The organism is Pseudomonas sp. CFBP 8772, assembly GCF_014841665.1.
Taxonomy (GTDB): Bacteria; Pseudomonadota; Gammaproteobacteria; order Pseudomonadales; family Pseudomonadaceae; genus Aquipseudomonas; species Aquipseudomonas graminis_B.
Genome location: NZ_JACYUI010000006.1, coordinates 276,664 through 302,290, shown reverse-complemented (window position 1 = coordinate 302,290; position 25,627 = coordinate 276,664). Strand labels below are relative to the sequence as shown.

The following is a 25,627-nucleotide window of genomic DNA, read 5'->3' as shown; positions in this document are numbered from 1 at the left end:
TCAACGAGGAATCGCCGATCGGGCCGAGGCTCACGCCAGATCTTCGCCGCGTTCCCGGGCAATGGCGCGATAGCCGATGTCCGTGCGGTAGAAACAACCTTTCCAGTCAATCTTTGCAGCCAGCTCGTACGCTTGTTTCTGCGCATCGCCAACGCTGTCGCCCAGCGCTGTCGCGCACAGCACGCGACCGCCGGAGGTCACGATACGGCCATCCTGCAGCGCAGTGCCAGCGTGGAACACTTTGCCCGGCAACGCGGCCGCAGCGTCCAGCCCGTGAATCTCGTCGCCCTTGGCGTAGTCGGCCGGATAGCCGCCGGCTGCCAGCACGATTCCCAGACTCGGACGCGGGTCCCAATGAGCATCCACCGTATCCAGCGTTTGCGCCAGAGCGGCTTCAACCAGGGTCACCAGGCTCGACTGCAGGCGCAGCATGACAGGCTGGGTTTCCGGATCGCCAAAACGGCAGTTGAATTCGATGACTTTCGGATTGCCAGCCTTGTCGATAATAAGACCAGCATAGAGGAAACCGGTGTAAATGTTCCCCTCGGCGGCCATGCCCCGGACGGTCGGCCATATGACTTGATCCATCACGCGCTGGTGAACCTCGGCGGTGACCACCGGGGCCGGGGAATACGCACCCATGCCGCCGGTGTTCGGGCCGCTGTCGCCATCGCCGACGCGTTTGTGGTCTTGACTGGTGGCCATGGGCAGTACGTTCTTGCCGTCGACCATGACGATGAAGCTGGCTTCTTCGCCGTCGAGGAATTCCTCGATCACCACGCGCGAACCGGCGTCGCCGAAAGCATTGCCGGCCAGCATGTCGCGCACGGCGTCTTCTGCTTCTGCGAGGGTCATCGCGACGATCACGCCTTTGCCCGCCGCCAGGCCGTCGGCCTTGATGACGATCGGTGCACCTTTCTCTTGCAGGTACGCCAGCGCCGGTTCGATTTCAGTGAAGTTCTGGTAGTCGGCAGAGGGAATGTTGTGGCGCGCGAGGAAGTCCTTGGTGAATGCCTTGGAGCCTTCCAGCTGTGCGGCGTCCTTGGTCGGGCCGAAGCACTTCAGGCCACGGGCGCGGAACAGGTCGACAACACCGGCGACCAACGGCACTTCCGGGCCGACGATGGTCAGCGCGACGTTCTTCTCGGCGAAGTCAGCCAGTTGCTCCAGCGCCAGCACGTCGATGGCGACGTTTTCACACTTGGCTTCAGTGGCGGTGCCGGCATTGCCGGGAGCGACGAAGACTTTCTCGACACGAGCGTCCTGCGCGACTTTCCAGGCCAGAGCGTGTTCACGGCCACCGCTGCCAATGATCAAAACATTCATTTCCAAAACCTCTATATCGACGACGCGTAAAAATCCGAACGCAAACAGTGTGGGACGGCGAACGCAGACTGTGGGACCGGCTTTAGCCGGGAAGAAGGCAGTACATCCGACACATATGTCGGGTCAGTCATTCCGCTTTCCCGGCTGAAGCCGGTCCTACAATAGCCAGCAGCGTAAACCGTATCAGTGACGGAAATGGCGCATGCCGGTGAATACCATCGCGATACCCGCTTCGTCCGCTGCTGCAATCACTTCGGCGTCACGCATCGAGCCGCCTGGCTGGATCACTGCCGTGATGCCAACCTTGGCCGCGTTGTCGATGCCGTCCCTGAACGGGAAGAACGCATCGGAGGCCATGACAGCGCCCTGCACCTGCAAACCGGCGTGTTCGGCCTTGATCGCCGCGATGCGGGCAGAGTTCACCCGGCTCATCTGGCCTGCGCCGACGCCGATGGTCTGCCGGTTCTTGGCGTAAACGATGGCGTTGGACTTGACGTACTTGGCGACCTTCCAGGCGAAGATCAGGTCGTGAACTTCCTGCTCGGTCGGCGCGCGTTGGGTGACCACTTTCAAGTCGTCTGCGCCGATCATGCCGATGTCGCGGCTCTGCACCAGCAAGCCGCCGTTGACTCGCTTGTAATCCCAGGCCGGCGCGCGCTCTGCGTCCCACTGGCCGCTGGTCAACAAGCGCACGTTGGCCTTGCTGGCGATGATGGCCTGGGCTTCAGCGCTGACGCTCGGGGCGATGATCACTTCGACGAACTGGCGCTCGACGATAGCCTTGGCCGTCTCGGCATCCAGCTCACGGTTGAAGGCGATGATGCCGCCGAACGCCGATTCGCTATCGGTGGCATAGGCCAGCTCGTAGGCCTGACGAATGCCGCCTTCTGTATCCAGGCTTACTGCAACGCCGCACGGGTTGGCGTGCTTGACGATCACGCAGGCAGGCTTGACGAAGCTCTTCACGCACTCAAGCGCCGCGTCGGTATCGGCGACGTTGTTGTAGGAAAGCTCTTTGCCTTGCAGTTGGGTGGCGGTCGCAATACCGACTTCGGCAGGCTTGGCTTCAACGTAGAACGCCGCGCTCTGGTGCGGGTTCTCGCCGTAGCGCATTTCCTGCGCTTTGATGAACTGGCTGTTGAAGGTGCGCGGGAATGCGCTGCGGCCTTCGGTGCTCAGGGTGTCAGCGGACTGGTCAACGCTGCCCAGGTAGTTGGCGATCATGCCGTCGTAGGCCGCAGTGTGCTCGAAAGCCTTGAGCATCAGGTCGAAGCGCTGCGCGTAAGTCAGGCCGCCGGCCTTGAGGCTTTCCAGCACGTTCGTGTAATCGCTGGCGTTGACGACGATGGCGACGTCTTTATGGTTTTTAGCGGCGGAGCGAACCATGGTCGGGCCGCCGATATCGATGTTCTCGATGGCGGTCGGCAGGTCGCAGCCCGGCTTGGAAACGGTGGCTTCGAACGGATAGAGATTCACGGCGACCAGGTCGATCGGCTTGATGCCATGTTCGCTCATGATGGCGTCGTCGATGCCGCGACGACCCAGGATGCCGCCGTGGATTTTCGGGTGCAGTGTCTTGACCCGGCCATCCATCATTTCAGCGAAGCCGGTGTAGTCGGCGACTTCTACCGCTGCAACGCCGTTGTCCTTGAGCAGCTTGAACGTACCACCGGTGGAGAGGATCTCGACACCGAGGGCTTGGAGTTCACGCGCAAATTCAAGGATACCGGTCTTGTCGGATACGCTGATCAAGGCGCGGCGGATCGGCAGGCGGGTCGTCTGGTCGGTCATCTCAACTTCCATCAAAAGCAAAAGAATTTTGCAAAAAAAACGACCGCATTGAGGTGAGGTCGCTTGTTTTTCGGATGCTTACAGCAGGTCGTACTGCTTGAGTTTCTTGCGCAGGGTGCCGCGATTCAGCCCCAGCATCTCGGAGGCCTTGGTCTGGTTGCCCTTGACGTAGTTCATCACGCACTCGAGCAACGGCGCCTCGACTTCCGAGAGCACCAGGTTGTAGACATCAGTGACGGCCGCACCTTCCAGATGAGCGAAGTAGTTGTGCAACGCCTTCTCGACGCTTCCGCGCAGGGTCTGACCCTCTTCGCTCGGCGTATTGAGGTGTTGTTTCAAATTGACGTTGTCGCTCACGGGTGTTGTTCCACTCACTAAAGTCTCAGTCATCATCGTCATGCGGCCACCTCTTCTTCGTTCCCTGCTGGGAGGGATTTATCGCGCTGGGAAAAGAACTCCCGAACGTTGGCGCACTGTGCTTCTGTATCTTCCAAACGGTTGAAAAGGGCGCGAAACTCCTTGGCGCCCGGCAACGTTGCGAGGTACCAGCCGACGTGTTTACGGGCGATTCGCACGCCCATCACGTCGCCATAGAAGGTGTGAAGCGCAGCCAGATGCTCTAGCAGAATGCGTTCCACTTCACTGACGGGCAGGCCTGGAAGTTTTTCCCCGGTCTGCAGGTAGTGTTCTATCTCGCGAAAAATCCATGGGCGCCCCTGGGCGGCCCGGCCAATCAACAGCCCGTCGGCGCCGGTTGCGTCGAGGACGTAGCGGGCCTTTTCCGGTGAATCGATGTCGCCGTTGGCAAACACCGGGATGGACACCGCCTGCTTGATGGCGGCGATGGTGTCGTACTCGGCTTCACCGGTGTAGAGGTCGGCACGGGTTCGCCCGTGCACCGCCAGCGCCTGAATGCCGGCTTGTTCGGCAATTCTGGCGACGGTCAGACCATTCTTGTTCGCCCGGTCCCAGCCGGTGCGAATCTTCAGCGTGACCGGTACCTCGACTGCCGCGACCACCGCGTGCAGGATTTCAGTCACTAACTGTTCATCTTTCAACAGCGCTGAGCCAGCGGCTTTGTTGCAGACCTTTTTTGCCGGGCAACCCATGTTGATGTCGATGATCTGCGCGCCGAGTTCGACGTTGGCGCGTGCTGCGTCCGCAAGCATCTGCGGGTCCCCGCCAGCGATCTGTACCGAGCGTGGCTCGGGATCGCCTTCGTGAATCATGCGCAACCGCGACTTGCGGCTGTTCCAGAGGCTCATGTCGCTGGTGACCATTTCCGAGACCACCAGGCCTGCGCCGAGCTGGCGACAGAGTTGTCGGAATGGCTGGTCAGTGACACCCGCCATCGGGGCGAGAATCAAGCCGTTTCGCAATGTGTAAGGGCCGATGCGTACCGCCGACATAGGGTGACCTGTTGTGGGGCCGAATCACGAGGTCTGGTCCGAAAAGTGCTTCAGCGCCAATTCAGACGGGACCCAGAGTATGAAAAAGGGTGGGCATGATACCCGCTCTCGATGACTGGATAAAGGCTGAATTGGATAAAATCTGAACAGTTCCGTTCTTAACGCGAACGGTTAGGTTTAGGCCGGTATTGTCATAAAAGTGTCGTCGGATTTCGGGCATCCCGTCCCTTGCAAGGTGCTGCATTTCGGTGCGGACAAACCCGCCGCGCCCGGGTTTTCACTCCGGCGAACGGAAGCTCAGGCTGTAGTTCGCCGCCTTGGGGCCCGGGTCGAGGACGTCCAGTGCGATGTGAATCGGCGTCTGGGGTGGCATTTCGTCCTTGCCCGCCAGCTCGCCGCTCAGGTACTCGCCCGGTTTGAATCGACGGCTGGCGATGAGTTGACCCGTCGCATCGGCAAAGCGTAGTTCGAGCAGCGGGAACGGCTGGGAGAATGACGCACGGTTATAGATGATCGCGTCGACGACCAGCGCGCCCTGAAACTCGGGGTGGCTGCGCACGACAAGGTTGCTGCTCTTGAGCAGTTTGATATCAACCTTGGACGGGACCTTGCAGCCGAGGGACGGGCACAGCTCCATAAAAATGGGGCGGTATTGATCCTGTCGCGCCAGCTCTTCGAAGTGGTACGCAATGTATTGGCCGGCCAGTGCGCCCAGCCCAACCAGGATCAATAGCATCCACAGCAGACGCCGTCCCCAGCGTGGCTTGGGTTTCTGCCAGGACAACTGCAGCGGGTCATCCGTCAGGTCGACCAGCGCCCTGTCCCGCAGGCCCGGTTCGTTGCGGCCGCCACGCTTGTCGGCAGCGGCGTGCGGAGGCTCATCGTCGCCATCATCATCGTCACGGGCGCTGAGGCGATCCTGATGCTCGTGGGTGTCCAGAGCGGAGAAGCGTTCCGAGGACGGCTCATCGTCGGGGTCGGCGTGAGGCTTGAGCGAGTGGGGGTGATCGGGTTCGTCGCCCAGATCGTCCGGGCTCAGCGAGAATGAAGGCTCGGTGCGATGGCGTTCCTGCTGATTGATGGGCTCGTCCAGCGGGCCTTCGTCTATCGAGTGGTCGGTATGCGCTTCGCGTTCCTCGACGACTTCGGCGCGCAGCTCGGGCAATCGGTCGACATCCTCGTGACTCATGCCGTGGGCCCACGACTCCTGCGCGACGTCAGGCTCATCGCGTCGGGCGCTGAAGGACTCGACTTCGTCGTGATCGCGCGCCTTGCTGACACGCCCGAAAGACTCGGGCAGCTGAATCTCGCGCTGTTCGAGACGGGCCAGCTCGACATCGAGATCGTCCAGATCAAGGCTGTCCAGGTCCACCTCACGCTCTTCACGCTTGACCGGCAACGGCGCTGGCTGTGTCACGACGAGGGATTGTGGCGCGAGGATTTCCGGCGTCTTCTCCACGCTTTCGATGTTCGGCGCGGAAGGCGACGGCGTTTCCGGCGTTGCATCGGCGCGTTGTTCCAGCAGTTGCTTCGCGGCGTTGAACACCTGCAGGCATGAGCCACAGCGCACCATGCCTCGGGCCACGCTCAACTGGGCGTGACTGACGCGGAAACTGGTCTGGCAATGCGGGCACTGAGTGACGAAGCTGTCGGTCATGCGGGTATCCGGGGTTAAAGAGCGCCTGATGGTTGGATCTTAGGGCAACTGGCTGTCAGCGGCGACGACCAGTGATCCGTACCCAGCCCTCGCGGTTGGCGATCGGGTCCAGCTCGAAGGTGTCAGCGTACGCGGCAGCGACTTCATCGCCTTGCTCGGCAAGGATACCGGACAGCGCCAGACGGCCACCGGGTTTGACCAGGCTCGCCAGCTGCGGCGCCAGAGCAACCAGCGGGCCCGCGAGGATGTTTGCCACCAGCACATCGGCCGGCACCTGGGGCAGGTCTTCAGGCAAATACAGCGGGAATTTCTCGGCCGGGACATTGTTGCGGCCGGCATTGTCGCGCGACGCTTCCAGGGCCTGGACGTCGATGTCGGTGCCGACGGCTTGTTCAGCGCCCAGCAGCAGTGCGGCGATGGCGAGAATGCCGGAGCCGCAGCCGAAGTCCAGCACGTTGCAGCCGGCGAGGTCCTGGCCGTCGAGCCACTCGAGGCACAGCGCGGTGGTCGGATGAGTACCCGTGCCGAATGCGAGGCCCGGGTCGAGCAACAGATTGACGGCGTCCGGCTCCGGTGCGGCGTGCCAGCTCGGCACGATCCACAACCGCTGGCCGAAGCGCATCGGGTTGAAGTTGTCCATCCAGCTGCGTTCCCAGTCCTGATCTTCGATCACTTCATGGGTGTGTTCCGGCAGCTCGGCGTCGGTGAGCAATCTCAGGTGAGCGAGGACGTGATCGGCATCGGTGTCGGCTTCGAACAGCGCCAGCAGGTGCGTGTGCGACCACAGCGGCGTGGTGTTCAGCTCTGGCTCGAAGATCGGCTGGTCTTCAGCGTCCATGAACGTCACCGATACGGCGCCGACTTCGAGCAGGGCGTCTTCGTAGGTTTCGGCTTGTTCGGGGCTAATGGCGAGACGGACTTGCAGCCAAGGCATGGCGGGTGACCTTCGAGTTGAAAAATTGAAATGCGGCCGACGGCCACGAAAGACCGGCAAGTTTACGGGGTTCGTGGGGAAACAACAAAGTGGGTGTCGCGATCTGTGGCGTCCGTGTTCACACCGCAACCCTGATGGCGATCGGACCGGCCTCTTCCCGGCTAAAGCCGGTCCCACTGAATGCCGCACCCCACAACCAGATCGCACGCCCCGAAAACAACAAAGCCGCTCGAGAGCGGCTTTGTTGGTCTGTAGCACTTACTGGCAGATCAATGCTTGTCAGCGGCCAGTTTGTGTTCCAGGTAGTGGATGTTGACGCCGCCTTCGCAGAAGCCTTCATCACGGGTCAAATCACGGTGCAGCGGGATGTTGGTCTTGATCCCGTCAACCACGATTTCATCCAGGGCGTTACGCATGCGCACCATGGCTTCTTCGCGGGTCGCGCCCCAGGTGATCAGCTTGCCGATCAACGAGTCGTAGTTGGACGGAACCTTGTAGCCGCTGTACAGGTGCGAATCCACACGCACGCCATTACCGCCTGGCGCGTGGAAATGCTTGACCAGGCCCGGACTCGGGACAAAAGTCTTCGGATCCTCTGCGTTGATCCGGCACTCCAGCGAATGCCCGGTAATGACCACGTCATCCTGGGTGTACGACAGTTTGTTGCCGGCGGCGATGCTGAGCATCTCCTTGACGATGTCGATACCGGTGACCATTTCCGAAACCGGGTGCTCCACCTGAACACGGGTGTTCATTTCGATGAAGTAGAAACGGCCGTTCTCGTACAGGAACTCGAACGTGCCAGCACCACGGTAGCCGATGTCGATGCACGCTTTGACACAGGCCGCGAACACGTCCTTGCGGGCTTGCTCGTCGATGAACGGTGCAGGCGCTTCTTCCAGAACCTTCTGGTGACGACGCTGCAGCGAACAGTCGCGGTCGCCCAGATGGATCGCCTGGCCCTGACCGTCGGAAATGACCTGGACTTCCACGTGACGTGGGTTGGTCAGGTACTTCTCGAGATAGACCATCGGGTTGCTGAACCAGGCAGCCGCTTCAGCACGGGTCTGCTTGGCGGCTTCGATCAGGTCTTCTTCCTTGTGCACCACGCGCATGCCGCGACCACCACCGCCGCCAGCGGCCTTGATGATCACTGGGTAGCCGACTTCACGGCCAATGCGCAGCGCGATCTCTTCGTCTTCCGGCAGCGGGCCGTCTGAACCGGGAACGGTTGGCACGTTGGCAAGCTTCATGGCGTCTTTGGCGGAAACCTTGTCGCCCATCAGGCGAATGGTTTCGGCTTTAGGGCCGATGAACGCGAAGCCGGATTTCTCGACCTGTTCGGCAAAGTCTGCGTTTTCCGCGAGGAAACCGTAGCCCGGGTGAATCGCCGTGGCGCCGGTCAGCTCTGCAGCCGAAATAATGGCCGGAATGTTCAGGTACGACAGGTTGGCTGGCGCCGGGCCGATACAGACAGTTTCGTCTGCCAGGCCAAGGTGCATCAGCTCACGGTCTGCCGTGGAATGGACCGCGACGGTCTTGATGCCCAGTTCTTTACAGGCACGCAAGATGCGCAAGGCGATTTCGCCGCGGTTGGCGATCAGGACTTTTTCCAACATCGCAGGCTCTCCCCGGTTCAAACGATGGTGAACAGCGGCTGGTCATACTCAACCGGCTGACCGTTTTCTACCAGGATGGATTCGATCGTGCCGCTGACTTCAGCTTCGATGTGGTTCATCATTTTCATCGCTTCAACGATGCAGATGGTGTCGCCTTTCTTGACGGTCTTGCCGACTTCAACGAACGCTGGCGAGCCAGGCGCCGGAGTGCGGTAGAAGGTGCCGACCATTGGCGATTTGACGACAGTGCCGTTGAGCTTCGGAGCAGAGGGTGCTTCGGCGGCTGCGGCCACTGGGGCTGCAGCCGGGGCAGGTGCCGGAGCGGCAACCGGGGCAGGCGCGTAGTACTGCTGTGCTGGAGTCTTGCTGTGACGGCTGATCCGTACGGATTCTTCGCCTTCACGGATCTCCAGTTCGTCGATGCCGGACTCTTCCAGCAGTTCGATCAGTTTCTTGACTTTACGGATATCCATTAATCATCAACTCCCAAGGGACGGTCAGGGGGATTTGGTAGCCGGTTCCGGCGGTCTGGCTCAGTACGGGACTGTGCCGTTCACGCCTCCGAACGCTTGGCCAATTGTTCCAGGGCGGCCTCCAGGGCCAGTCGGTAACCGCTGGCGCCAAGGCCGCAGATCACGCCTACAGCAACATCTGAAAAGTAGGAGTGATGGCGGAAAGGTTCGCGCTTGTGCACGTTTGACAGGTGCACTTCGATGAATGGGATGCTCACTCCCAGCAGCGCGTCACGTATCGCGACGCTTGTGTGCGTAAAAGCAGCCGGATTGATCAGAATGAAGTCCACGCCTTCATCGCGTGCAGCGTGGATGCGATCGATCAACTCGTATTCAGCGTTGCTCTGCAGGTACATCAGGTGGTGACCGGCTTCGCGCGCACGCTGTTCCAGATCCTGGTTGATATCGGCCAACGTGATCGAGCCATAGATCCCCGGTTCACGGGTCCCCAGCAGGTTCAGGTTAGGTCCGTGAAGAACCAGAAAGGTCGCCATCGAGTGTTCCTTGTTGTTCGCGTTTTCGACGCTCACGTACAGAGTGAGCCGCTGATGGGCAGCGACTATGCCGGAAAGTACGATGGACTGTCCAGTTACCCACAATATTCAGCACGATGCCCGATGTTCGCGCGAAGTTTGTGACCATGGCGCTAGATTTGGTCATTTGCTCTAGAAAGCCGCTCTGAGAACGCTTCGACGTCGATTTCGCCGACGACGCGTGCGTTTTCCAGCTCGTTGCCGTTTTTTCCGAAAAACAGCAGCGCGGGAGGGCCAAACAGTTTGTAGCGATCGAGCAATGCGCGTTGCTCGGCATTACTGTCCGTCATGTCAAAGCGGATCAGCTTGAAGGCCCCCAGTTGGCTGACGACTTTTGGATCTGGCAGTACCTCGTGCTCGATAACCTTGCAGCTGATGCACCAGTCGGCGTACCAGTCGACCAGCACGGGTTGGCCGGCGCTTTTGGACGCTTCAAGGATCCGGTCCAGCTCGCTGGCCTGGGTCACGGTCTGCCAGCGGCTTTCCGTGGCCGGTTGGGCAGGGCCCGAATCGAGCCGGGATTGACCCAGCGGACGCAGCGGATCGGTCTGCCCGCTGAAAGCGCCGTACCAGCAGGCAAGGGCGTAAACCAGCAAGAACAAGCCAAGCAATTGAGCGAGGCGGCCCCGCGTGGTCTTTTCGCCGAACTCCAGCGCACCCATAAAGATCGCGACGCCGGCCCACAGCAGCCCGATCAACAGCAACGTGGCTTGCCCCGGAATCACCCGGCTCAGCAAGCCGATGGCCAGGGCCAGCAACAGCACGCCGATGGCATTTTTGACCGCCACCAGCCACGGCCCGCTTTTAGGCAGCCACGCCGCCCCGCCCGTCGCCACCAGCACCAGCGGCGCGCCCATGCCCAGGCCCAGAGCCAACAGCTTCAAGGCCCCGCCCAGGGCATCGCCGCTGGCGCTTATATAAAGCAGCGCGCCGGCCAGTGGTGCCGAGACACAGGGCGAGACCAGCAGGCTTGAAACCACGCCCAGAACCGCCGCGCCCCACAAAGACCCGACCTGGGTATTGCCGGCGATGCGGTCCAGTCGGTCATTGAGCGCGCGGGGCAGGCGCAGCTCGAACGCACCGAACATGGCCACGGCGAACAGCGCGAAAAAACCGGCGAACGGCACGAGCACCCACGCCGATTGCAATCGCGCCTGCAGATTGAGGCTGGCGCCGAACATGCCCATCACTGCGCCAAGGATCGCGAAGCAGAGCGCCATCGGCAGCACGTAGGCCAAGGCCAAAGAGAACCCGCGCAACCCGCCGATCTGCCCGCGCAGGACCACGCCGGAGAGGATCGGCAGCATCGGCAATACGCACGGCGTGAACGTCAGGCCGACGCCGGCGAGGAAAAACAGCGCCAGTTGTTTCCAGCTGAACTCGGCGTGGGTGACATTCCCGGCAAGGGGGGTATCGGACGCTGCAGGGCCAGCGCCGCCGATGCTCAGTCGCTCGGTTTCCGGAGGGTAGCAAAGGCCCTTGTCCGCGCAGCCCTGATAGGTGACAACAAGGGTGAAGGGCCGCGTGTCTCCGGTTTTGCGCGGCAGGGTGACGTCGAGGATGCCGTGATAGACCTCAACGTCGCCAAAGTACTCATCGTGCTTCTTTTCGCCGTCTGGCAGTTGCGCGGCGCCGAGGCCGATGTCGGCGGGCTCGGTGCGGAACTGAAAGCGATGGCGATAGAGGTAATAGCCTTCAGTGGCGACGAACTGCAGCTTGACGGACTCTGGGCTGGTGTCGCTCAGGTTCAACTGAAACGCCTGACGCACCGGCAGAAAATCCTTGCTGTTGTCGACAGCTGCGCCGCCCAGTGTGGTGCTCGATCTGTTCTCCAGAAAGCTCGCGCCGACGGCGGGCAGGGCACAGATCAGCAGTAACAGACAAAGCAGGCGGCGCATGGCGGTCTCGCATCACAGAAGTCCGCGCATGATAGCGGAGTGGCTGCGGGCGTGCAGGGAGGGCTAGAGTTCTTCGGTCTGAACTTCGGTCTGAAAATGATGCAGGACGCAACCTGTCAAACGATGTCCGGCTGGGTGTGTTTGCTGTGGGGCGACACTGCTGCATGTACTTCTAGCCCGTGCACTTGGTTGCGGCCTGCCTTTTTTGCGCGGTACAGCGCTTCGTCTGCTTGCGAGGCCATCATCAGCGCGTCGTCGTCCTCGGTGATCTCTACCACCCCGGCGCTGAAGGTGCAGAACAGGTCCACAGGCTCCGCGGGGTAATGGATTTCGGCGAAGCGCTGGCGAATTTCGTCTAGCACGCCGTGGGCCGCTGCGAGATCAGTGTCCGGCATGACCACGGCGAACTCCTCACCGCCATAGCGACCGATGTAGTCGGTCTTGCGCAGTCTTTGCTTGAGGAACAGCGCCAGGCTTTTGATCACGCGGTCGCCCATGGGGTGGCCGTGGCTGTCGTTGACCTTCTTGAAATGGTCGATGTCCAGCATCGCGAAGCTCAGCGGCTTGTTCTCTCGTCGCGAGCGGAAGCTGCAATCTTCGAGCAATTGCAGGATGTGCGTGTGGTTATACAGGCCGGTCAGGCTGTCGCGGATCATGCGCGCCTTGAGGTTGCGCGCCCGTGCCGCGCGATTGCGCACGGTGGTGATCAGGTGGCGAGGCTTGATGGGTTTGGTGAGAAAGTCATCGCCGCCTTCGCTCATCGCGTCCAGCTGTTTATCCAGATCGTCTTCAGCCGAGAGGTAGATGATCGGGACGCTGACGTAGCGATCATTGTGGCGGATCACTTTGGCCAGCTCGGTGCCGGTGCAGCCGGGCATGTACATGTCGAGGATGATCAGGTCAGGCTGAAATTCGGCCAGCTCAGCCATGGTCTTGATGGGGTCGAGCAGGGTACGGGTGACGATTCCGGCCCCGTTCAGCAAGCGTTCGGTGTGCTTCGCCTGTGCGCGCGAATCGTCGATGATCAGCACCTTGTAGGGTTCGTACTGTGCAACTCGTGTCAGGATTTCGATCTTCTCCAGCAAGCTTGACGCTTCGAGCGTGCCGGTCAGGAATTCCTCTCCACCGGCGCGCACGGCGGCGAGGCGCGTGGGCGTGTCCGTCTCGTGATGGCTGAAAAACAGCAGCGGGAGTTTTTGCTCGAGTCCTTCCTGCATCTGGGTGGCGAGCTTCAGGCCCTGGCCTGCGCCACCGAAGTCGACGTCCATGACGACAGCGGCAGGCAAGCGTTCGGCCATCGTCATGTGGAAGGTGTCGACGCTTGCGAGGGACTGCGCGCTCAGACCGAAGAACTCCAGTTGCTTGGCCAGACGCTCGCCGCGTTCATGGTCCTCCAGCACAATGTAAATCGGTTTGCGCAGGGGCGGCAGAGCGGTTTGCTCAAGACGGTCGCCGTGCCTGAGGCCGGTGTGGGACAAGCGTTGCATCAGACGGTTGAGGTCAGTAATCAGGGCGCTGCTCAATCGACCGCGATTGGCCTCGACGTCGAGCAATGCCAGGTTAATCGCGGTGGCGAGTTGCACGTGTTCGGCCTGCTCGAAGCGTTCGGCAAACCGCAGCAGCCGCTCGTTGGCCTCGGTGAGTTCAGCCATGTCCGTTGCCGACCATTCACTTTGCTGCAGGCGCTGCCACACCTCAAGGATCTGACGGGCCTGATGGATAACGCGCTGGGCAAAGTGGTGTCTGAGCCGGTCGCGGCTCGGATCTTCTGCTTCGGTCATGTCCTGACTTCTTTATAGGGGAAACCCCGATATAAGTGGTGGCGCTATGCTAGCACTACTTTCTGCGGCTAAGGATGCCGCAAGTCATTTTCTCGTGATTTTTGACGATTTTATCCGTCAAATTTCCAGCTTTTAACCCGTTTGAGTGTACGGACCAGTTGGTTAGATTCGGGACATGCAGATCACCCGTGGTTGCGGTCGGTAAGAGAATGGATGAGGTGCCATAAAGCGTGACCCTGATGGCCTCAGCATCCGCCTCCTCCCGGCTAAAGCCGGCCGGGAAGGCGCTCGACTCAGTTGCTCAACAATTGCACCTGCCATCACATTCCTGCCAAACGCACCTTGCTGTAAGGTTGCGGTCAGAAGCACTGAATTCCGTGATTGAAAGGACAAGGCCATGCTGGATTGGAAGAAGCGCTCGGGCAGCGCGGGAACTGAACGCGTTGACGAGAAACCGATGGGCAAGGCGCCTCGCGGTTATTGGGGCGGCCTGTTGTTCAGTCGCGCCGTCGGGGCCGTGGTGGGTATCTACCTGGTGGTCACTGTGGTGCTCGGCATCTGGTGGAGCAGCGAACCGCCCCTGTTTCCGGTCCAGCAGCAAGCCCAGGCCGCCGCGCAAAGCGAAGGCAAGCAGATGGTGCTGGGCTACACCACCGTCGAAACCCTCAAAACCGTCGCCTCCACTCTGCTGGACAAGCCGGGCGGTTACATTTCCAACGATCGCTCGCCGCCCGGCCTGTGGATGGACAACATGCCGAGCTGGGAATATGGCGTACTGGTCCAAGTGCGCGACCTGAGCCGTGCCCTGCGTAAAGACTTCGCCCGCTCGCAGTCACAGTCCGCCGAAGATGGCGACCTGGCACGTGCCGAGCCGTTGTTCAACTTCGACAACAAAAGCTGGGTGCTGCCTTCGAGCGAGTCTCAATACCGTGACGGTATCGCTGCGCTGAGCCGCTATCAGGCGCGCCTGTCTGACCCGAATCAAAAGGGCGCTCTGTTCTACACCCGCGCCGACAATTTGAATAACTGGCTGGGCGACGTCGGCACGCGACTGGGTTCTCTGTCCCAGCGGTTGTCCGCCAGTGTGGGTCGGGTCAAACTGAACAGCACCCTGAAAACCGAGGCGCAATCCACGGTTACGGTCAAGCCGGGCGAAGTGCCGCAGGTTGACGAAGAAATCGTTGAAACCCCATGGATGCAGATCGATAACGTCTTCTACGAAGCACGCGGTCAGGCCTGGGCGCTGTCGCATCTGCTGCGCGCGATCGAGGTCGATTTCGCCGATGTTCTGGCGAAGAAGAACGCGACCGTCAGCGTGCGTCAGATCATTCGTGAGCTGGAAGCCTCGCAAGAGCCGATCTGGAGCCCGATGATCCTCAACGGCAGCCCGTTCGGCATTTTCGCCAACCACTCGCTGGTCATGGCCAACTACCTGTCGCGTGCCAACGCGGCGGTGATTGACCTGCGTCAGCTGCTGTCCCAAGGCTGATCGATGAGTGTTTCCGATCAAGAGGCCGCCCACCGTGCGGCCTCCGATGCCGAGTTGATTGCCTGGGTTGATCGTCATGACCAACCCCTCGGTTCTTTACCCAGGGCAGATCTGCGTGACCGCGGGCTCATCGGGCGCGGCACCTATATCCTTCTGTTCAATTCGGCTGGCGAGCTGTGTGTGCACCGACGCACGCTGAGCAAGGCCATTTATCCCGGCTACTGGGATGTGGCGGCGGGCGGTATGGTGCAGGCCGATGAAAGCTACGAGCTCTCGGCGGCGCGCGAACTGGAGGAAGAACTGGGCGTTTCCGGCGTGGCGCTTGCGGCTCACGAGCGGTTCTTCTTCGATCAGCCGGATAACCGCCTGTGGTGCGCCGTGTTCTCGGCGATCTGGGACGGGCCATTGAAGCTGCAGCCGGAAGAAGTGCTGGAAGCGCGCTTTCTCAGCATTGATCAAGTACTGCGCGAAACCACTGAAAAGCCTTACTGCCCGGACTCGTTGGCCGCGTTGAAGCGCTATTTGGAAGGCGTCGCAAATGTCCCGTAAATTGGCGCATATTTGCACTTAGCATCGGCGCCTTTTGCCGTTACACTGCGCGACTTTTCACGCCGGACCGCCCTCGCGATCCGGTAGCGCTGCCCCTGCCTGAGTGGGGCTTCGCGGTCGGCTCCCGTCGGCCAGACTTCGCTCCTCAACAAGAGGATTGCCGGTGGCCAAAAAAGCCGCATCCTTCGCCGCCCTCGGTGGCCTGGTATTTTCAACCGATGCCGGTCGGCATTGTCCCGACTGCCGTCAGCCTGTCGATGCCTGCACCTGCAAAAGCACGCTCATCCCGGAAGGTGATGGCATCGCCCGTGTGCGCCGTGAAAGTAAAGGCCGCGGCGGCAAGACCGTCACGACCGTCACCGGCGTTCCGCTGGCCGAGGACGCACTCAAGGACCTGGCAAAGACCCTCAAGCAACGGTGTGGAACCGGCGGCGCGCTGAAGGATGGCGTGATCGAGATCCAGGGTGACCACGTCGACACGCTGTTGGCCGAGCTGGTCAAACAGGGTTTCAAGGCGAAGAAGTCGGGCGGTTGAGCCGTCTGTTTCGAGCCCGTTGATTTTGTCGTCGGTCTGGCCGCAGTCATCCATGCAAACTCTGCTACGCAATGCGGGTCTATTGCCCCACAGGTGAGCAGGCGCCAAACCGTCATTTCCACGCTCTACACTGCGCCCAGCCGGTCAGGCCGGGGCTTTATGACTTTTCTATAGGGGACTTTGATGTCCGTACGACGCACACGCAAAGACGATGGCAGCCAATGGACCGTGGCAGACAGCCGCAGTGTCTACGGGATCCGTCATTGGGGGGCCGGTTATTTCGCAATCAATGAAGCCGGCCGCGTTGAAGTTCGCCCCAACGGGCCGACCAGCTCGCCCATCGATCTTTACGAGCAGGTCGATCAGCTGCGCAAAAGCGGCTTGTCCCTGCCACTGCTGGTGCGTTTCCCTGACATCCTGCAGGACCGCGTGCGTCAGTTGACCGGTGCGTTCGACGAAAACATCGCCCGCCTGGAATACCAGAGCAAATACACCGCGCTATACCCGATCAAGGTCAACCAGCAGGAAGCGGTGGTGGAAAACATCATCGCCACGCAAAACGTTTCCATAGGCCTCGAAGCCGGCTCCAAGCCTGAGCTAATGGCCGTGCTGGCTTTGGCGCCGAAGGGTGGCACCATCGTCTGCAACGGCTACAAGGATCGCGAGTTCATTCGTCTGGCTTTGATGGGGCAGAAACTGGGCCACAACGTCTTTATCGTCATCGAGAAAGAATCCGAAGTCGAACTGGTCATCGAAGAAGCCGCCGAGCTGAAGGTCGCGCCGCAAGTGGGTTTGCGCGTGCGCCTGTCGTCCCTGGCCTCCAGCAAATGGGCCGACACCGGTGGCGAGAAGTCCAAGTTCGGGCTGTCCGCCGCGCAATTGCTGTCGGTCGTCGAGCGCTTCACCAAGGCAGGGCTCGATCAGGGCATTCGTTTGCTGCACTTCCATATGGGCTCGCAGATCGCCAACCTGGCCGACTACCAGCATGGTTTCAAGGAAGCAATTCGTTATTACGGCGAGCTGCGTAACCTTGGCCTGCCGGTCGATCACATCGACGTGGGCGGCGGTCTGGGTGTCGACTACGACGGCACGCATTCGCGCAACGCCAGTTCGATCAACTACGACATGGACGATTACGCCGGTGTCGTGGTCGGGATGCTCAAGGAGTTCTGCGACGCGCAGGGCCTGCCGCATCCGCACATCTTCTCGGAGAGCGGCCGTTCGCTGACTGCGCACCACGCCATGCTGGTGATTCAGGTGACCGACGTCGAGCGTCACAACGACGAAGTGCCGGAGATCACCGACAAGGAAAGCCTGCCGGAAACCCTGCAGTGGCTGATCGATTTGCTCGGCCCGACCGACATCGAAATGGTCACCGAGACCTACTGGCGCGCCACGCACTACATGAGCGACATCGCGTCCCAGTACTCCGACGGCAAGATCACCCTGGCGCAGAAAGCTCTGGGCGAGCAGTGCTATTTCGCAGTGTGCCGCCGTTTGCACAACTCGCTGAAAGCCCGTCAGCGTTCCCATCGTCAGGTGCTCGACGAACTCAACGACAAGCTGGCCGACAAGTACATCTGCAACTTCTCGGTGTTCCAGAGCCTGCCGGATACCTGGGCGATCGATCAGGTGCTGCCGATCATTCCGCTGCACCGTCTGGACGAGGAGCCGCTGCGTCGCGCTGTGCTGCAAGACCTGACCTGCGACTCCGACGGCAAGATCAATCAGTACGTCGACGAGCAGAGCATCGAGACCAGCTTGCCGGTTCACTCGTTGAACGAGGGTGAGGATTACTTGCTGGGCGTGTTCCTGGTCGGTGCGTATCAGGAAATTCTGGGCGACATGCACAACCTGTTCGGTGACACCGATTCGGTGAACATCTATCAGAACCAGGATGGCAGTGCCTATTCAGCCGGGATCGAAACCCACGACACCATCGAAGACATGCTGCGTTACGTGCACTTGTCGCCGGAAGAACTGATGACCCATTACCGGGACAAAGTGGCCAGCGCCAAGATCACCCCGCGCGAGCGCACTCAGTTTCTGGATGCCTTGCGACTGGGCCTGACGCGGTCGTCCTACCTGTCGTCGTGATGAGGTAGGTAGTCCCAAAAACGGGCCCTTGTGGCCCGTTTTCGTTGTCTGCACAGTCAGGCGTCCTTCACTGTTTCGGGAGCATGAACGATGATCAAACTGGCGCTCAAAGCAGTGCTCGCCGCCTGGCTGATGACCTTGCTGATGGCCTGCTCGCCGTTGAAGGTGCTCAACGCGTTTACCCCGAGCAGCACGTTCAGCAGAACGTCCGATCTGGCGTACGGCCCGGACCCGCGCAATAAACTCGACGTCTACACGCCCAAAGATGCAGCGCCGGACGCGCCGGTCGTCGTGTTCTTCTATGGCGGCAGCTGGACCAGCGGATCGCGGGGTGATTACGCCTTCGTCGGTGAGGCGCTGGCGTCCCGGGGCATCGTTGCGGTACTTGCCGATTATCGGTTGTACCCGCAAGTGCATTACCAGGAGCTGCTGCAGGACAGCGCCCAGGCAGTGGTCTGGACCCGCGATCACATTCGTCAGTTCGGCGGGGATCCGGCGAAGTTGTATGTGATGGGCCACAGTGCCGGGGCTTACAACGCGGCGATGCTGGCCCTGGATCCGCAATGGCTGGCGGCGGCGGGCACCACACCTTCCATCATCAAGGGCTGGGTCGGTCTGGCCGGGCCCTATGATTTTCTGCCCATCGAAGACGCGGAGGTGAAGCCGGTTTTTTACTTCCCGAATTCGCCACCGGACTCCCAGCCGATCAACCATGTCAGCGCAGCGTCACCGCCGGCGTTGCTGATCGCTTCCGTGGACGACACGGAAGTAAACCCGCAACGCAACACGGGGGGCATGGCCAGTCGGTTGCGCGCTCAGGGCGTGTCAGTGCGCGAGGTGTATTTCTCTCGCACCAGTCATCGCACGCTGGTGGGTGCACTTGCCCGCCCGTTACGCAGCCTGGCGCCGGTGCTGGAGGAGGTTGCAGCGTTTATCCACGCCCAGGATCAGGCGCAGGTCTCCAGCGTCTCGGTCAGCCGTTGAACCAGGCGCCGCTGCGGTTGAGCTTCAACGCCAGATACCCCAGCGTCATCGCCCTCAATGCCATGAACAGCAAGAACACCAGCCACAGCCCGTGGTTGCCGAACCCGCTTGCCAGCCAGGCGAACGGTGCGGTGATCAAGGCAGTGACGATCATCGCGTTGCGCATCTCGCGAGCACGGGTGGCGCCGATGAACAGGCCGTCGAGCAAATAGCTCCAGACCGCGACAAAGGGCAGCACGGCGAGATAGGGCAGATAAACGAACGCGATGTCACGCACTGCGGTGATGTCGGTCTGCATCTCGACGAACAGGTGCCCGCCCAGCAGAAACAGCCCCACAAAAGCGACGCTGCAGATCAGCGACCAACCCCCGGAGACGTTCAACGAGCGCCGCAGCGCCTCGCGATCCCGCGCGCCGATGGCGTGTCCGCAGAGGGCTTCAACGGCGTGGGCCAGTCCGTCCAGCGCGTGGGCCATCAGCAACAGCCCATTGAGCAGCAGCGCGTTGGCTGCCACGGTGGCGTCGCCCAGTCGAGCGCCTTGCACGGTGATCAGGAAGAACACCGATTGCAGGATCAGGCTGCGAATGAAGATATCGCGATTGACCGTGAGCAGCGGTCGCCAGCTCTGCCAGCGCTTGAGCGCGGACACCGCCAGCTGTCCGGGATACGCGCGCAGACCTCTGTGGGTGAGGGCGAGACCGAGGAGGGCGCCAGTCCATTCGGCGATAACCGACGCACGTGCGCTGCCGACCACGCCCCAGTCCAGGCCCATGACGAACCACAGATTCAGCGCGATATTGACCAGGTTGGTGGTCAGCAGAATCGCCAGCGGCGCCCGGGCGTTTTGCAGCCCGAGGAACCAGCCCACCAGTGCGTAACTGGCCAGCGCGGCCGGTAAGCCGAACAAGCGGGTATGGAAGAAGTCGCGGGTCAGCTCGTTGAGATCATTGGAGGGCTGCATCATTTCCAGCGCCAGGTGCTGGAAGGGCAGGCCGATCAGCCCCAGTAGCACAGAAAATCCCATCGCCAGCAGCAAACCCTGCAACAGCACCTGGCGCAGCGCCGCGCCGTCGTTGCGCCCGGCGGCCTGGGCGGCGAAGCCGGTCGTGCCCATGCGCAGAAACCCCATGGCCCAGGCGAGAAAGCTGTACAGCGTGCCGCCGACCGCCACCGCGCCGAGCTGGTGGGCGTGGGGCAGATGGCCGATGACCGTGCTGTCCACCAGCGAAACCAGCGGCACGGAGATATTTGACAGAATCATCGGCGCCGCCAGCGCCCACACCTGCTGATGCGTGGCGCGCTGACGCCAGTCGTTGAAGAAGTTAGACATGAAGGCTCCCGGGCAAGCGCGCGAGTGTAGCGAGAACAAAAGCACAAACCCACGGTCTATCTGCGCGCCGCGCTTTACGATTGCCAAAGCGGTGCTATAACTTCTGCTTCCTCATCGCTGCCGTCCAAATGAGTGCCTCATGCTAAACAAAGGATTGTTCCTGGCCTGCGCGCTGGTACTGCTCAGTGCCTGCGATTCCTCTTCATCCGACAAACCCGCCCCTGTCCCCGCTTCGCCGGCTGCAGCAGCTGCGCAACCCGGCCCCACCGATGCCAAGCCCAAGCCTGCGGTGGACATTCCCGCGCTGAGCAAGCGTTACGCAGGGCGCGAGTTGACGGTGGTGGACGTCTCCGAAGTTCAGCTTGATGGCGCCAGCACGCTGTCGTTGAGCTTCTCGGTGCCCTTGAACCCCGATCAGAAATTCGCTGAAAAAGTGCACCTGGTCGACAGCAAGGACGGCAAGGTCGATGGCGCCTGGGAGCTGTCGGACAACCTCATGGAGCTGCGCCTTCGTCACCTCGAGCCCCAGCGCAAACTGGTGCTGACCATCGATCCGGGCCTGGTGGCGGTGAACAACAACACCCTGGCGGCCGAGTATTCCGCGCGCTTGGAAACGGCTGATCTGCAAGCGACCGTGGGCTTCGCCAGTCGCGGTAGTCTGCTGCCCACCCGGCTCGCTGAGGGGCTGCCGGTCATTGCCCTCAACGTCGATAAAGTTGACGTCGAATTCTTCCGCATCAAGCCTGAGTCGCTGCCTGCGTTTCTTGGCTCGTGGGAAGGCTCGTCCAGTCTTCGGAGTTATCAATCCAAAGAACTGCTGCCCCTGGCCGATCTGGTCTACAGCGGCCGTTTCGACCTGAACCCTGCGCGCAACACCCGCGAGACCGTGCTGCTGCCGATCTCGGGCCTCAAACCGCTGCAACAGCCGGGCGTTTATCTTGCCGTGATGCGTGCCTCCGGGACCTACAACTACACGCAGCCAGCCACGCTGTTCACCCTCAGCGACATTGGTCTGTCGGCGCACCGTTACGCCAACCGCCTGGACGTGTTCACCCAGGCGCTGGAAGGCGGCAAAGCCCTGAGCGGCGTTGACGTCGAGCTGTATGACGAGAAGGGCCGTGTGATCGGCCAGCGCAAAACCGACAACGCTGGCCACGCGGAACTGCCTTTGCCGGCCAAAGCCCAAGTGCTGCTGGCCCATCAGGGCGAGCAGACCAGCATGCTGCGCCTGAACAGCGCCGCGCTGGATCTGGCGGAATTCGACATCACCGGCCCCAAGGCCCACCCGCTGCAATTCTTTATCTTCGGCCCGCGCGACCTCTATCGTCCGGGAGAAGTGGTGCTACTCAATGGCTTGCTGCGTGACAGCGACGGCAAGAGTGTGAAACCGCAGCCGATCACCGTGGAAGTGCGCCGTCCGGATGAGCAGGTCAGTCGCAAGTTCGTGTGGGACGCTGACGCCACCGGGCTCTATCAATATCAATTGCAGCTGTCGGACGAAGCACCCACAGGTCGCTGGCAACTGGTGTTTGATCTGGGTGACGGCAAGCCGCAGCTGTATGAATTCCAGGTCGAAGATTTCCTGCCAGAGCGCATGGCGCTGGAACTCAAGGGCAGCGACACCCCGCTGGCGCCCGATGCGCCGTTCGACGTAGCCATCACCGGTCGATACCTGTACGGCGCGCCAGCGTCGGGCAATCGCCTGAACGGCCAGCTCTATGTGCGTCCTCTGCGGGAAGCCGTGCCCGGTCTGCCGGGTTATCAGTTTGGCTCGGTGACCGAGGAGGATCTCAAGCAGGACCTTGAAATCGAAGACAGCACACTGGATGCCAACGGCAAGCTCGACCTGAGTATCGACAGTCAGTGGGCCAAGGCCCGTTCACCGCTGGAGCTGGTGCTTCAGGCCAGTTTGCAGGAGTCGGGTGGGCGCCCGATCACGCGGCGACTGACCCAGCCGGTCTGGCCCGCCGAGGTAATGCCGGGGCTGCGCGGTTTGTTCGACGGCGAAGCCACTGATGGCGACGGCCCGGTCGAGTTCGAAGTGCTGATGGCCGACGCCCAGGGCCACAAACTGGCCGCCGACAACCTCAAGGTGCGGCTGGTCCGCGAGCGCCGCGATTACTACTGGAATTACTCCGAGAGCGATGGCTGGAGCTATCACTTCAACGAGAAGTTTCTCAACCTGTCCGAAGAAACCCTCAGCGTGAAGAAGGATTCGACGGCGAAAATCAGCTTCCCGGTCGAGTGGGGCCCGTACCGCGTCGAAGTCGAGGATCCGTCCACCGGCCTGATCAGCAGCGTGCGTTTCTGGGCCGGTTACCGCTGGCAGGACAACGCCGAAGGCGGCGCCGTGCGTCCCGATCAGGTCAAGCTGGCGCTGGACAAACCGGCCTACGCCGACGGCGACACTGCGAAAGTGACTGTCACGCCGCCGTCTGCGGGCAAGGGTTATCTGTTGGTGGAATCGAGCGAAGGGCCGCTGTGGTGGCAAGAGATCGATGTTCCCGCCGAGGGCAAAACCTACGACATCCCGATGGACAAGAAGTGGGCGCGACATGACCTCTACGTCAGCGCGCTGGTGATTCGTCCGGGTGAGCGCAAAGCCAACGTCACGCCGAAACGCGCCGTGGGCGTTCTGCACCTGCCGCTGGATCGCTCGCAGCGCAAGCTGGCGCTGACCGTCACCGCACCCGAAAAAATGCGGCCCAAGCAGCCGCTCAAACTGAAGGTCAACGCCAAGAACGCCGACGGGACGATCCCGAAGAGCGTGCATGTGCTGATCGCGGCCGTGGACGTGGGCATCCTGAATATCACCGAATACGCTACGCCGGATCCGTTCGCGGCGATGTTCGGGCGCAAGGAGTACGGCGCCGATCAGCTGGACATCTATGGGCAGCTGATCGAGGCCGGGCGTAATCGTCTCGCCAGCCTGGCCTTCGGCGGCGACGCGGCGCTGGCCAAAGGCGGCAAGCGGCCGGAAACCAGTGTCACCATCGTCGCCCTGCAAAGCGCGCCGGTGACCCTGAACGAGCAGGGCGACGCGGAAATCAGCGTCGACATCCCGGATTTCAACGGTGAGCTGCGGATCATGGCCCAGGCCTGGACCGATGAGCGCTACGGCATGGCCGAGGCCAAAACCGTGGTAGCGGCGCCGCTGATTGCCGAGCTGTCGGCACCCCGATTCTTGGCGGGTGGCGACCAGACCAAGGTGGCGCTGGACCTGTCGAACCTGTCCGGCAAAGCGCAGAAGCTCAATGTGCAAGTGGTTGCTGAAGGGCAGTTGAGCCTTGCAGACGGCGACGGCGCGAAAGCCGTCAGCCTGGATCAGGGGCAACGCACCACGGTGCAGATTCCGGTCAAGGCGTTGGGCGGCTTCGGTCAGGGCGTGATTCGGGTCACGGTCAATGGCCTGGACCTGCCGGGCGAGAGCCTGCCGGCGTTCAGCCGCGAATGGACCATCGGCGTGCGGCCTGCGTACCCGGCGATGCTCAAGCAATACCGCGCGGTGCTAAAGGATCAAGCATGGAGCCTGCCAGACGGCGCCCTTGAGGCGTTCGAGCCCGCTGGTCGTGAGGCGTTGCTGTCGGTGTCGAGCCGTCCGCCGCTGAACCTCGGTGAGCAGATTCGCGCGCTCAAAGCTTATCCCTACGGTTGCCTGGAGCAGACCACCAGCGGTTTGTACCCGTCGCTCTACGCCGACGCCGCGACGCTCAAGCGTCTGGGCCTGCAAGGCGAACCCGATGCCAAGCGCAAGGCCAAGATCGAGCTGGGCATCGAGCGACTGATCGGCATGCAGCGCTACAACGGCAGCTTCGGCCTGTGGGCCGCGGACGGTGAGGAGGAATACTGGCTGACCGCGTACGTCACTGACTTCCTGCTGCGTGCTCGCGACCAAGGCTTTGCCGTGCCACCGGATGCATTGAAGAAAGCCAACGAGCGGCTGCTGCGTTACTTGCAGGAGCGCAATCAGATCGAGGTGAATTACAGCGAGGACGCCGAACACACCCGCTTCGCCGTGCAGGCCTACGCCGGTCTGGTGCTGTCGCGCAGTCAGCAGGCCCCGCTGGGTGCGCTGCGCAGTCTGTTCGATCGCCGCAGCGACGCGCGATCGGGCCTGCCGCTGGTGCAGTTGTCCATCGCGCTGGAGAAAATGGGCGACAAACCCCGTGCCGATCAGGCCTTGCTTGCAGGACTGGCGGCCGGTCGCAAGGCCAACGACTGGCTCGCCGATTACGGCAGCCCGTTGCGTGATCAGGCATTGATTCTGTCACTGCTGGAGGAGAACAAACTGGCGACAGACAAGGTCGAGGAACGGCTGTTTGCGCTGTCCGATCAGGTCGCGGCGAACCGCTATCTGTCGACCCAGGAGCGCAATTCGCTGTTCCTGGCCGGTCGCGCGATCCTTGATAAGCCCGAAGGCAAATGGGCTGCGACCTTGACCAGCGGCAGCAACAATCGCGCGCTGAGCAATGATCAGCCGGGCGTCAAACTCGACAGTTCAGTGCTGGCCGCGCCGTTGACGGTGCAGAACACCGGTGGCGACACGCTGTATCAGCAAATGACCCTCTCCGGGTATCCGTCTCAGCCGCCTGCGGCCGGTGGCGAGATCCTGTCGATCAGCCGTGACTATCTGGGCATGGACGGCGCGGCGCTGAACCTCAATGGCTTGAAGAGCGGCGAACTGGTCTTGGTGCATCTGGAGATCAAGGCCAGGGAGCGCGTGCCGGATGCGTTGGTGGTGGATTTAGTGCCGGCCGGTCTTGAGATCGAAAACCAGAATCTGGCGCAGAGTTCGGCCAGTCTTGAAGACGCCAGCGAGTCTGTGAAGCAGTGGCGCAAATCGATGGAAAACGCTGGCGTGAAGCATCAGGAATTCCGTGGCGATCGTTATGTGGCTGCGGTGGATCTGAAGGAATTCAACACGGTGCACCTGCTGTATCTGGCGCGGGCTGTGACGCCGGGCGTGTACCGCGTGCCGCCGCCGCAAGTGGAGTCGATGTATCGGCCGAACTGGCAGGCACTGGGCGAAGCGCCGGCGCAGTTGGTGGTGAAGGGCAAGAAGTAGAAGGACGGTCATTGCTCCCACGCGCTGCGTGGTAGCAGCCTTAACTGACGCTTTGCGTCAGGTGACGCTAGGGGACTGATTTATTTACAACGCTCCACCGTAAATTAATCTGTCCCCG

General features: G+C 61.5%; 18 protein-coding genes. 6 read left to right on the top strand and 12 right to left on the bottom strand.

Annotation, left to right across the window (positions count from 1 at the left end):
• Positions 1-30: 30 nt before the first annotated feature.
• The 11 genes from purD to IFT99_RS14985 all read right to left on the bottom strand — a co-directional run bounded on the left by purD (position 31) and on the right by IFT99_RS14985 (position 13,460).
• Positions 31-1,326 (bottom strand): phosphoribosylamine--glycine ligase, encoded by a 1,296-nt coding sequence (gene purD / locus IFT99_RS15035; protein ID WP_192133231.1) that lies wholly within the window; start codon positions 1,324-1,326, stop codon positions 31-33.
• Positions 1,327-1,509: 183 nt separating this feature from the next.
• Positions 1,510-3,117: a bifunctional phosphoribosylaminoimidazolecarboxamide formyltransferase/IMP cyclohydrolase gene (purH, locus tag IFT99_RS15030; protein ID WP_192133229.1), complete on the bottom strand. Its 1,608-nt coding sequence runs from the start codon at positions 3,115-3,117 to the stop codon at positions 1,510-1,512.
• 78 nt (positions 3,118-3,195) lie between these two features.
• The gene (fis, locus tag IFT99_RS15025; RefSeq protein ID WP_015093301.1) at positions 3,196-3,516 is read right to left on the bottom strand and encodes a DNA-binding transcriptional regulator Fis; all 321 of its coding nucleotides are present in this window, start codon (positions 3,514-3,516) and stop codon (positions 3,196-3,198) included.
• Positions 3,513-4,526, bottom strand: a complete 1,014-nt coding sequence (dusB, locus tag IFT99_RS15020) for a tRNA dihydrouridine synthase DusB (protein ID WP_192133227.1) — start codon at positions 4,524-4,526, stop codon at positions 3,513-3,515. Before dusB ends, fis begins: the two co-directional genes overlap by 4 nt.
• 277 nt (positions 4,527-4,803) lie before the next feature.
• Positions 4,804-6,183 carry a DUF3426 domain-containing protein gene (locus IFT99_RS15015; RefSeq protein WP_192133225.1) on the bottom strand — a complete coding sequence of 460 codons (1,380 nt, stop codon included), beginning with the start codon at positions 6,181-6,183 and terminating at the stop codon, positions 4,804-4,806.
• A gap of 55 nt (positions 6,184-6,238) precedes the next feature.
• Positions 6,239-7,117, bottom strand: a complete 879-nt coding sequence (prmA, locus tag IFT99_RS15010; RefSeq protein WP_065987729.1) for a 50S ribosomal protein L11 methyltransferase — start codon at positions 7,115-7,117, stop codon at positions 6,239-6,241.
• Between the two features lie 269 nt (positions 7,118-7,386).
• Positions 7,387-8,736 carry an acetyl-CoA carboxylase biotin carboxylase subunit gene (gene accC, locus IFT99_RS15005; RefSeq protein WP_192133223.1) on the bottom strand — a complete coding sequence of 450 codons (1,350 nt, stop codon included), beginning with the start codon at positions 8,734-8,736 and terminating at the stop codon, positions 7,387-7,389.
• A 17-nt stretch (positions 8,737-8,753) separates the two neighbouring features.
• On the bottom strand, positions 8,754-9,209 hold the full coding sequence (gene accB, locus IFT99_RS15000) for an acetyl-CoA carboxylase biotin carboxyl carrier protein (RefSeq protein WP_065987727.1): 456 nt from the start codon (positions 9,207-9,209) through the stop codon (positions 8,754-8,756).
• 80 nt (positions 9,210-9,289) lie between these two features.
• Positions 9,290-9,742 (bottom strand): type II 3-dehydroquinate dehydratase, encoded by a 453-nt coding sequence (aroQ, locus tag IFT99_RS14995; RefSeq protein ID WP_065987726.1) that lies wholly within the window; start codon positions 9,740-9,742, stop codon positions 9,290-9,292.
• Between the two features lie 152 nt (positions 9,743-9,894).
• A complete protein-coding gene (locus IFT99_RS14990; protein ID WP_192133222.1) occupies positions 9,895-11,679 on the bottom strand; it encodes a protein-disulfide reductase DsbD in 1,785 nt (594 codons plus the stop codon).
• 116 nt (positions 11,680-11,795) lie between these two features.
• Positions 11,796-13,460, bottom strand: a complete 1,665-nt coding sequence (locus IFT99_RS14985; RefSeq protein ID WP_192133220.1) for a response regulator — start codon at positions 13,458-13,460, stop codon at positions 11,796-11,798.
• A 397-nt stretch (positions 13,461-13,857) separates the two neighbouring features.
• Here IFT99_RS14985 and IFT99_RS14980 point away from each other — a divergent pair, with 397 nt between their 5' ends.
• From IFT99_RS14980 to IFT99_RS14960, 5 genes are all read left to right on the top strand, one after another.
• Positions 13,858-14,949, top strand: coding sequence for a DUF2333 family protein (locus IFT99_RS14980; protein WP_065987724.1), 1,092 nt, complete (start codon positions 13,858-13,860; stop codon positions 14,947-14,949).
• 3 nt (positions 14,950-14,952) lie between these two features.
• Entirely contained in the window at positions 14,953-15,498 is a 546-nt protein-coding gene (locus IFT99_RS14975) for an NUDIX hydrolase (RefSeq protein ID WP_192133218.1), read from the top strand.
• A gap of 163 nt (positions 15,499-15,661) precedes the next feature.
• Complete coding sequence (locus tag IFT99_RS14970; RefSeq protein ID WP_065987874.1) at positions 15,662-16,033, top strand: translation initiation factor Sui1; 372 nt, start codon at positions 15,662-15,664, stop codon at positions 16,031-16,033.
• Positions 16,034-16,216: 183 nt separating this feature from the next.
• On the top strand, positions 16,217-18,130 hold the full coding sequence (gene speA / locus IFT99_RS14965; RefSeq protein ID WP_065987722.1) for an arginine decarboxylase: 1,914 nt from the start codon (positions 16,217-16,219) through the stop codon (positions 18,128-18,130).
• A 90-nt stretch (positions 18,131-18,220) separates the two neighbouring features.
• Positions 18,221-19,114 carry an alpha/beta hydrolase gene (locus IFT99_RS14960; RefSeq protein ID WP_192133216.1) on the top strand — a complete coding sequence of 298 codons (894 nt, stop codon included), beginning with the start codon at positions 18,221-18,223 and terminating at the stop codon, positions 19,112-19,114.
• Here IFT99_RS14960 and IFT99_RS14955 read toward each other — a convergent pair.
• Complete coding sequence (locus IFT99_RS14955; RefSeq protein WP_192133214.1) at positions 19,104-20,444, bottom strand: MATE family efflux transporter; 1,341 nt, start codon at positions 20,442-20,444, stop codon at positions 19,104-19,106. The two genes, IFT99_RS14960 and IFT99_RS14955, sit on opposite strands and share 11 nt — an antisense overlap.
• Before the next feature lie 139 nt (positions 20,445-20,583).
• Between IFT99_RS14955 and IFT99_RS14950 the strand changes: the two genes are divergently transcribed.
• A complete protein-coding gene (locus IFT99_RS14950; protein ID WP_192133212.1) occupies positions 20,584-25,509 on the top strand; it encodes an alpha-2-macroglobulin family protein in 4,926 nt (1,641 codons plus the stop codon).
• Positions 25,510-25,627 lie beyond the last annotated feature (118 nt).

Excerpts from the sequence above, each read along its gene's own strand:
- purD (WP_192133231.1), bottom strand. The coding sequence starts at position 1,326 with ATGAATGTTTTGATCATTGGCAGCGGTGGCCGTGAACACGCTCTGGCC.
- purH (WP_192133229.1), bottom strand. The coding sequence starts at position 3,117 with ATGACCGACCAGACGACCCGCCTGCCGATCCGCCGCGCCTTGATCAGC.
- fis (WP_015093301.1), bottom strand. The coding sequence starts at position 3,516 with ATGACGATGATGACTGAGACTTTAGTGAGTGGAACAACACCCGTGAGC.
- dusB (WP_192133227.1), bottom strand. The coding sequence starts at position 4,526 with ATGTCGGCGGTACGCATCGGCCCTTACACATTGCGAAACGGCTTGATT.
- IFT99_RS15015 (WP_192133225.1), bottom strand. The coding sequence starts at position 6,183 with ATGACCGACAGCTTCGTCACTCAGTGCCCGCATTGCCAGACCAGTTTC.
- prmA (WP_065987729.1), bottom strand. The coding sequence starts at position 7,117 with ATGCCTTGGCTGCAAGTCCGTCTCGCCATTAGCCCCGAACAAGCCGAA.
- accC (WP_192133223.1), bottom strand. The coding sequence starts at position 8,736 with ATGTTGGAAAAAGTCCTGATCGCCAACCGCGGCGAAATCGCCTTGCGC.
- accB (WP_065987727.1), bottom strand. The coding sequence starts at position 9,209 with ATGGATATCCGTAAAGTCAAGAAACTGATCGAACTGCTGGAAGAGTCC.
- aroQ (WP_065987726.1), bottom strand. The coding sequence starts at position 9,742 with ATGGCGACCTTTCTGGTTCTTCACGGACCTAACCTGAACCTGCTGGGG.
- IFT99_RS14990 (WP_192133222.1), bottom strand. The coding sequence starts at position 11,679 with ATGCGCCGCCTGCTTTGTCTGTTACTGCTGATCTGTGCCCTGCCCGCC.
- IFT99_RS14985 (WP_192133220.1), bottom strand. The coding sequence starts at position 13,460 with ATGACCGAAGCAGAAGATCCGAGCCGCGACCGGCTCAGACACCACTTT.
- IFT99_RS14980 (WP_065987724.1), top strand. The coding sequence starts at position 13,858 with ATGCTGGATTGGAAGAAGCGCTCGGGCAGCGCGGGAACTGAACGCGTT.
- IFT99_RS14975 (WP_192133218.1), top strand. The coding sequence starts at position 14,953 with ATGAGTGTTTCCGATCAAGAGGCCGCCCACCGTGCGGCCTCCGATGCC.
- speA (WP_065987722.1), top strand. The coding sequence starts at position 16,217 with ATGTCCGTACGACGCACACGCAAAGACGATGGCAGCCAATGGACCGTG.
- IFT99_RS14960 (WP_192133216.1), top strand. The coding sequence starts at position 18,221 with ATGATCAAACTGGCGCTCAAAGCAGTGCTCGCCGCCTGGCTGATGACC.
- IFT99_RS14955 (WP_192133214.1), bottom strand. The coding sequence starts at position 20,444 with ATGTCTAACTTCTTCAACGACTGGCGTCAGCGCGCCACGCATCAGCAG.
- IFT99_RS14950 (WP_192133212.1), top strand. The coding sequence starts at position 20,584 with ATGCTAAACAAAGGATTGTTCCTGGCCTGCGCGCTGGTACTGCTCAGT.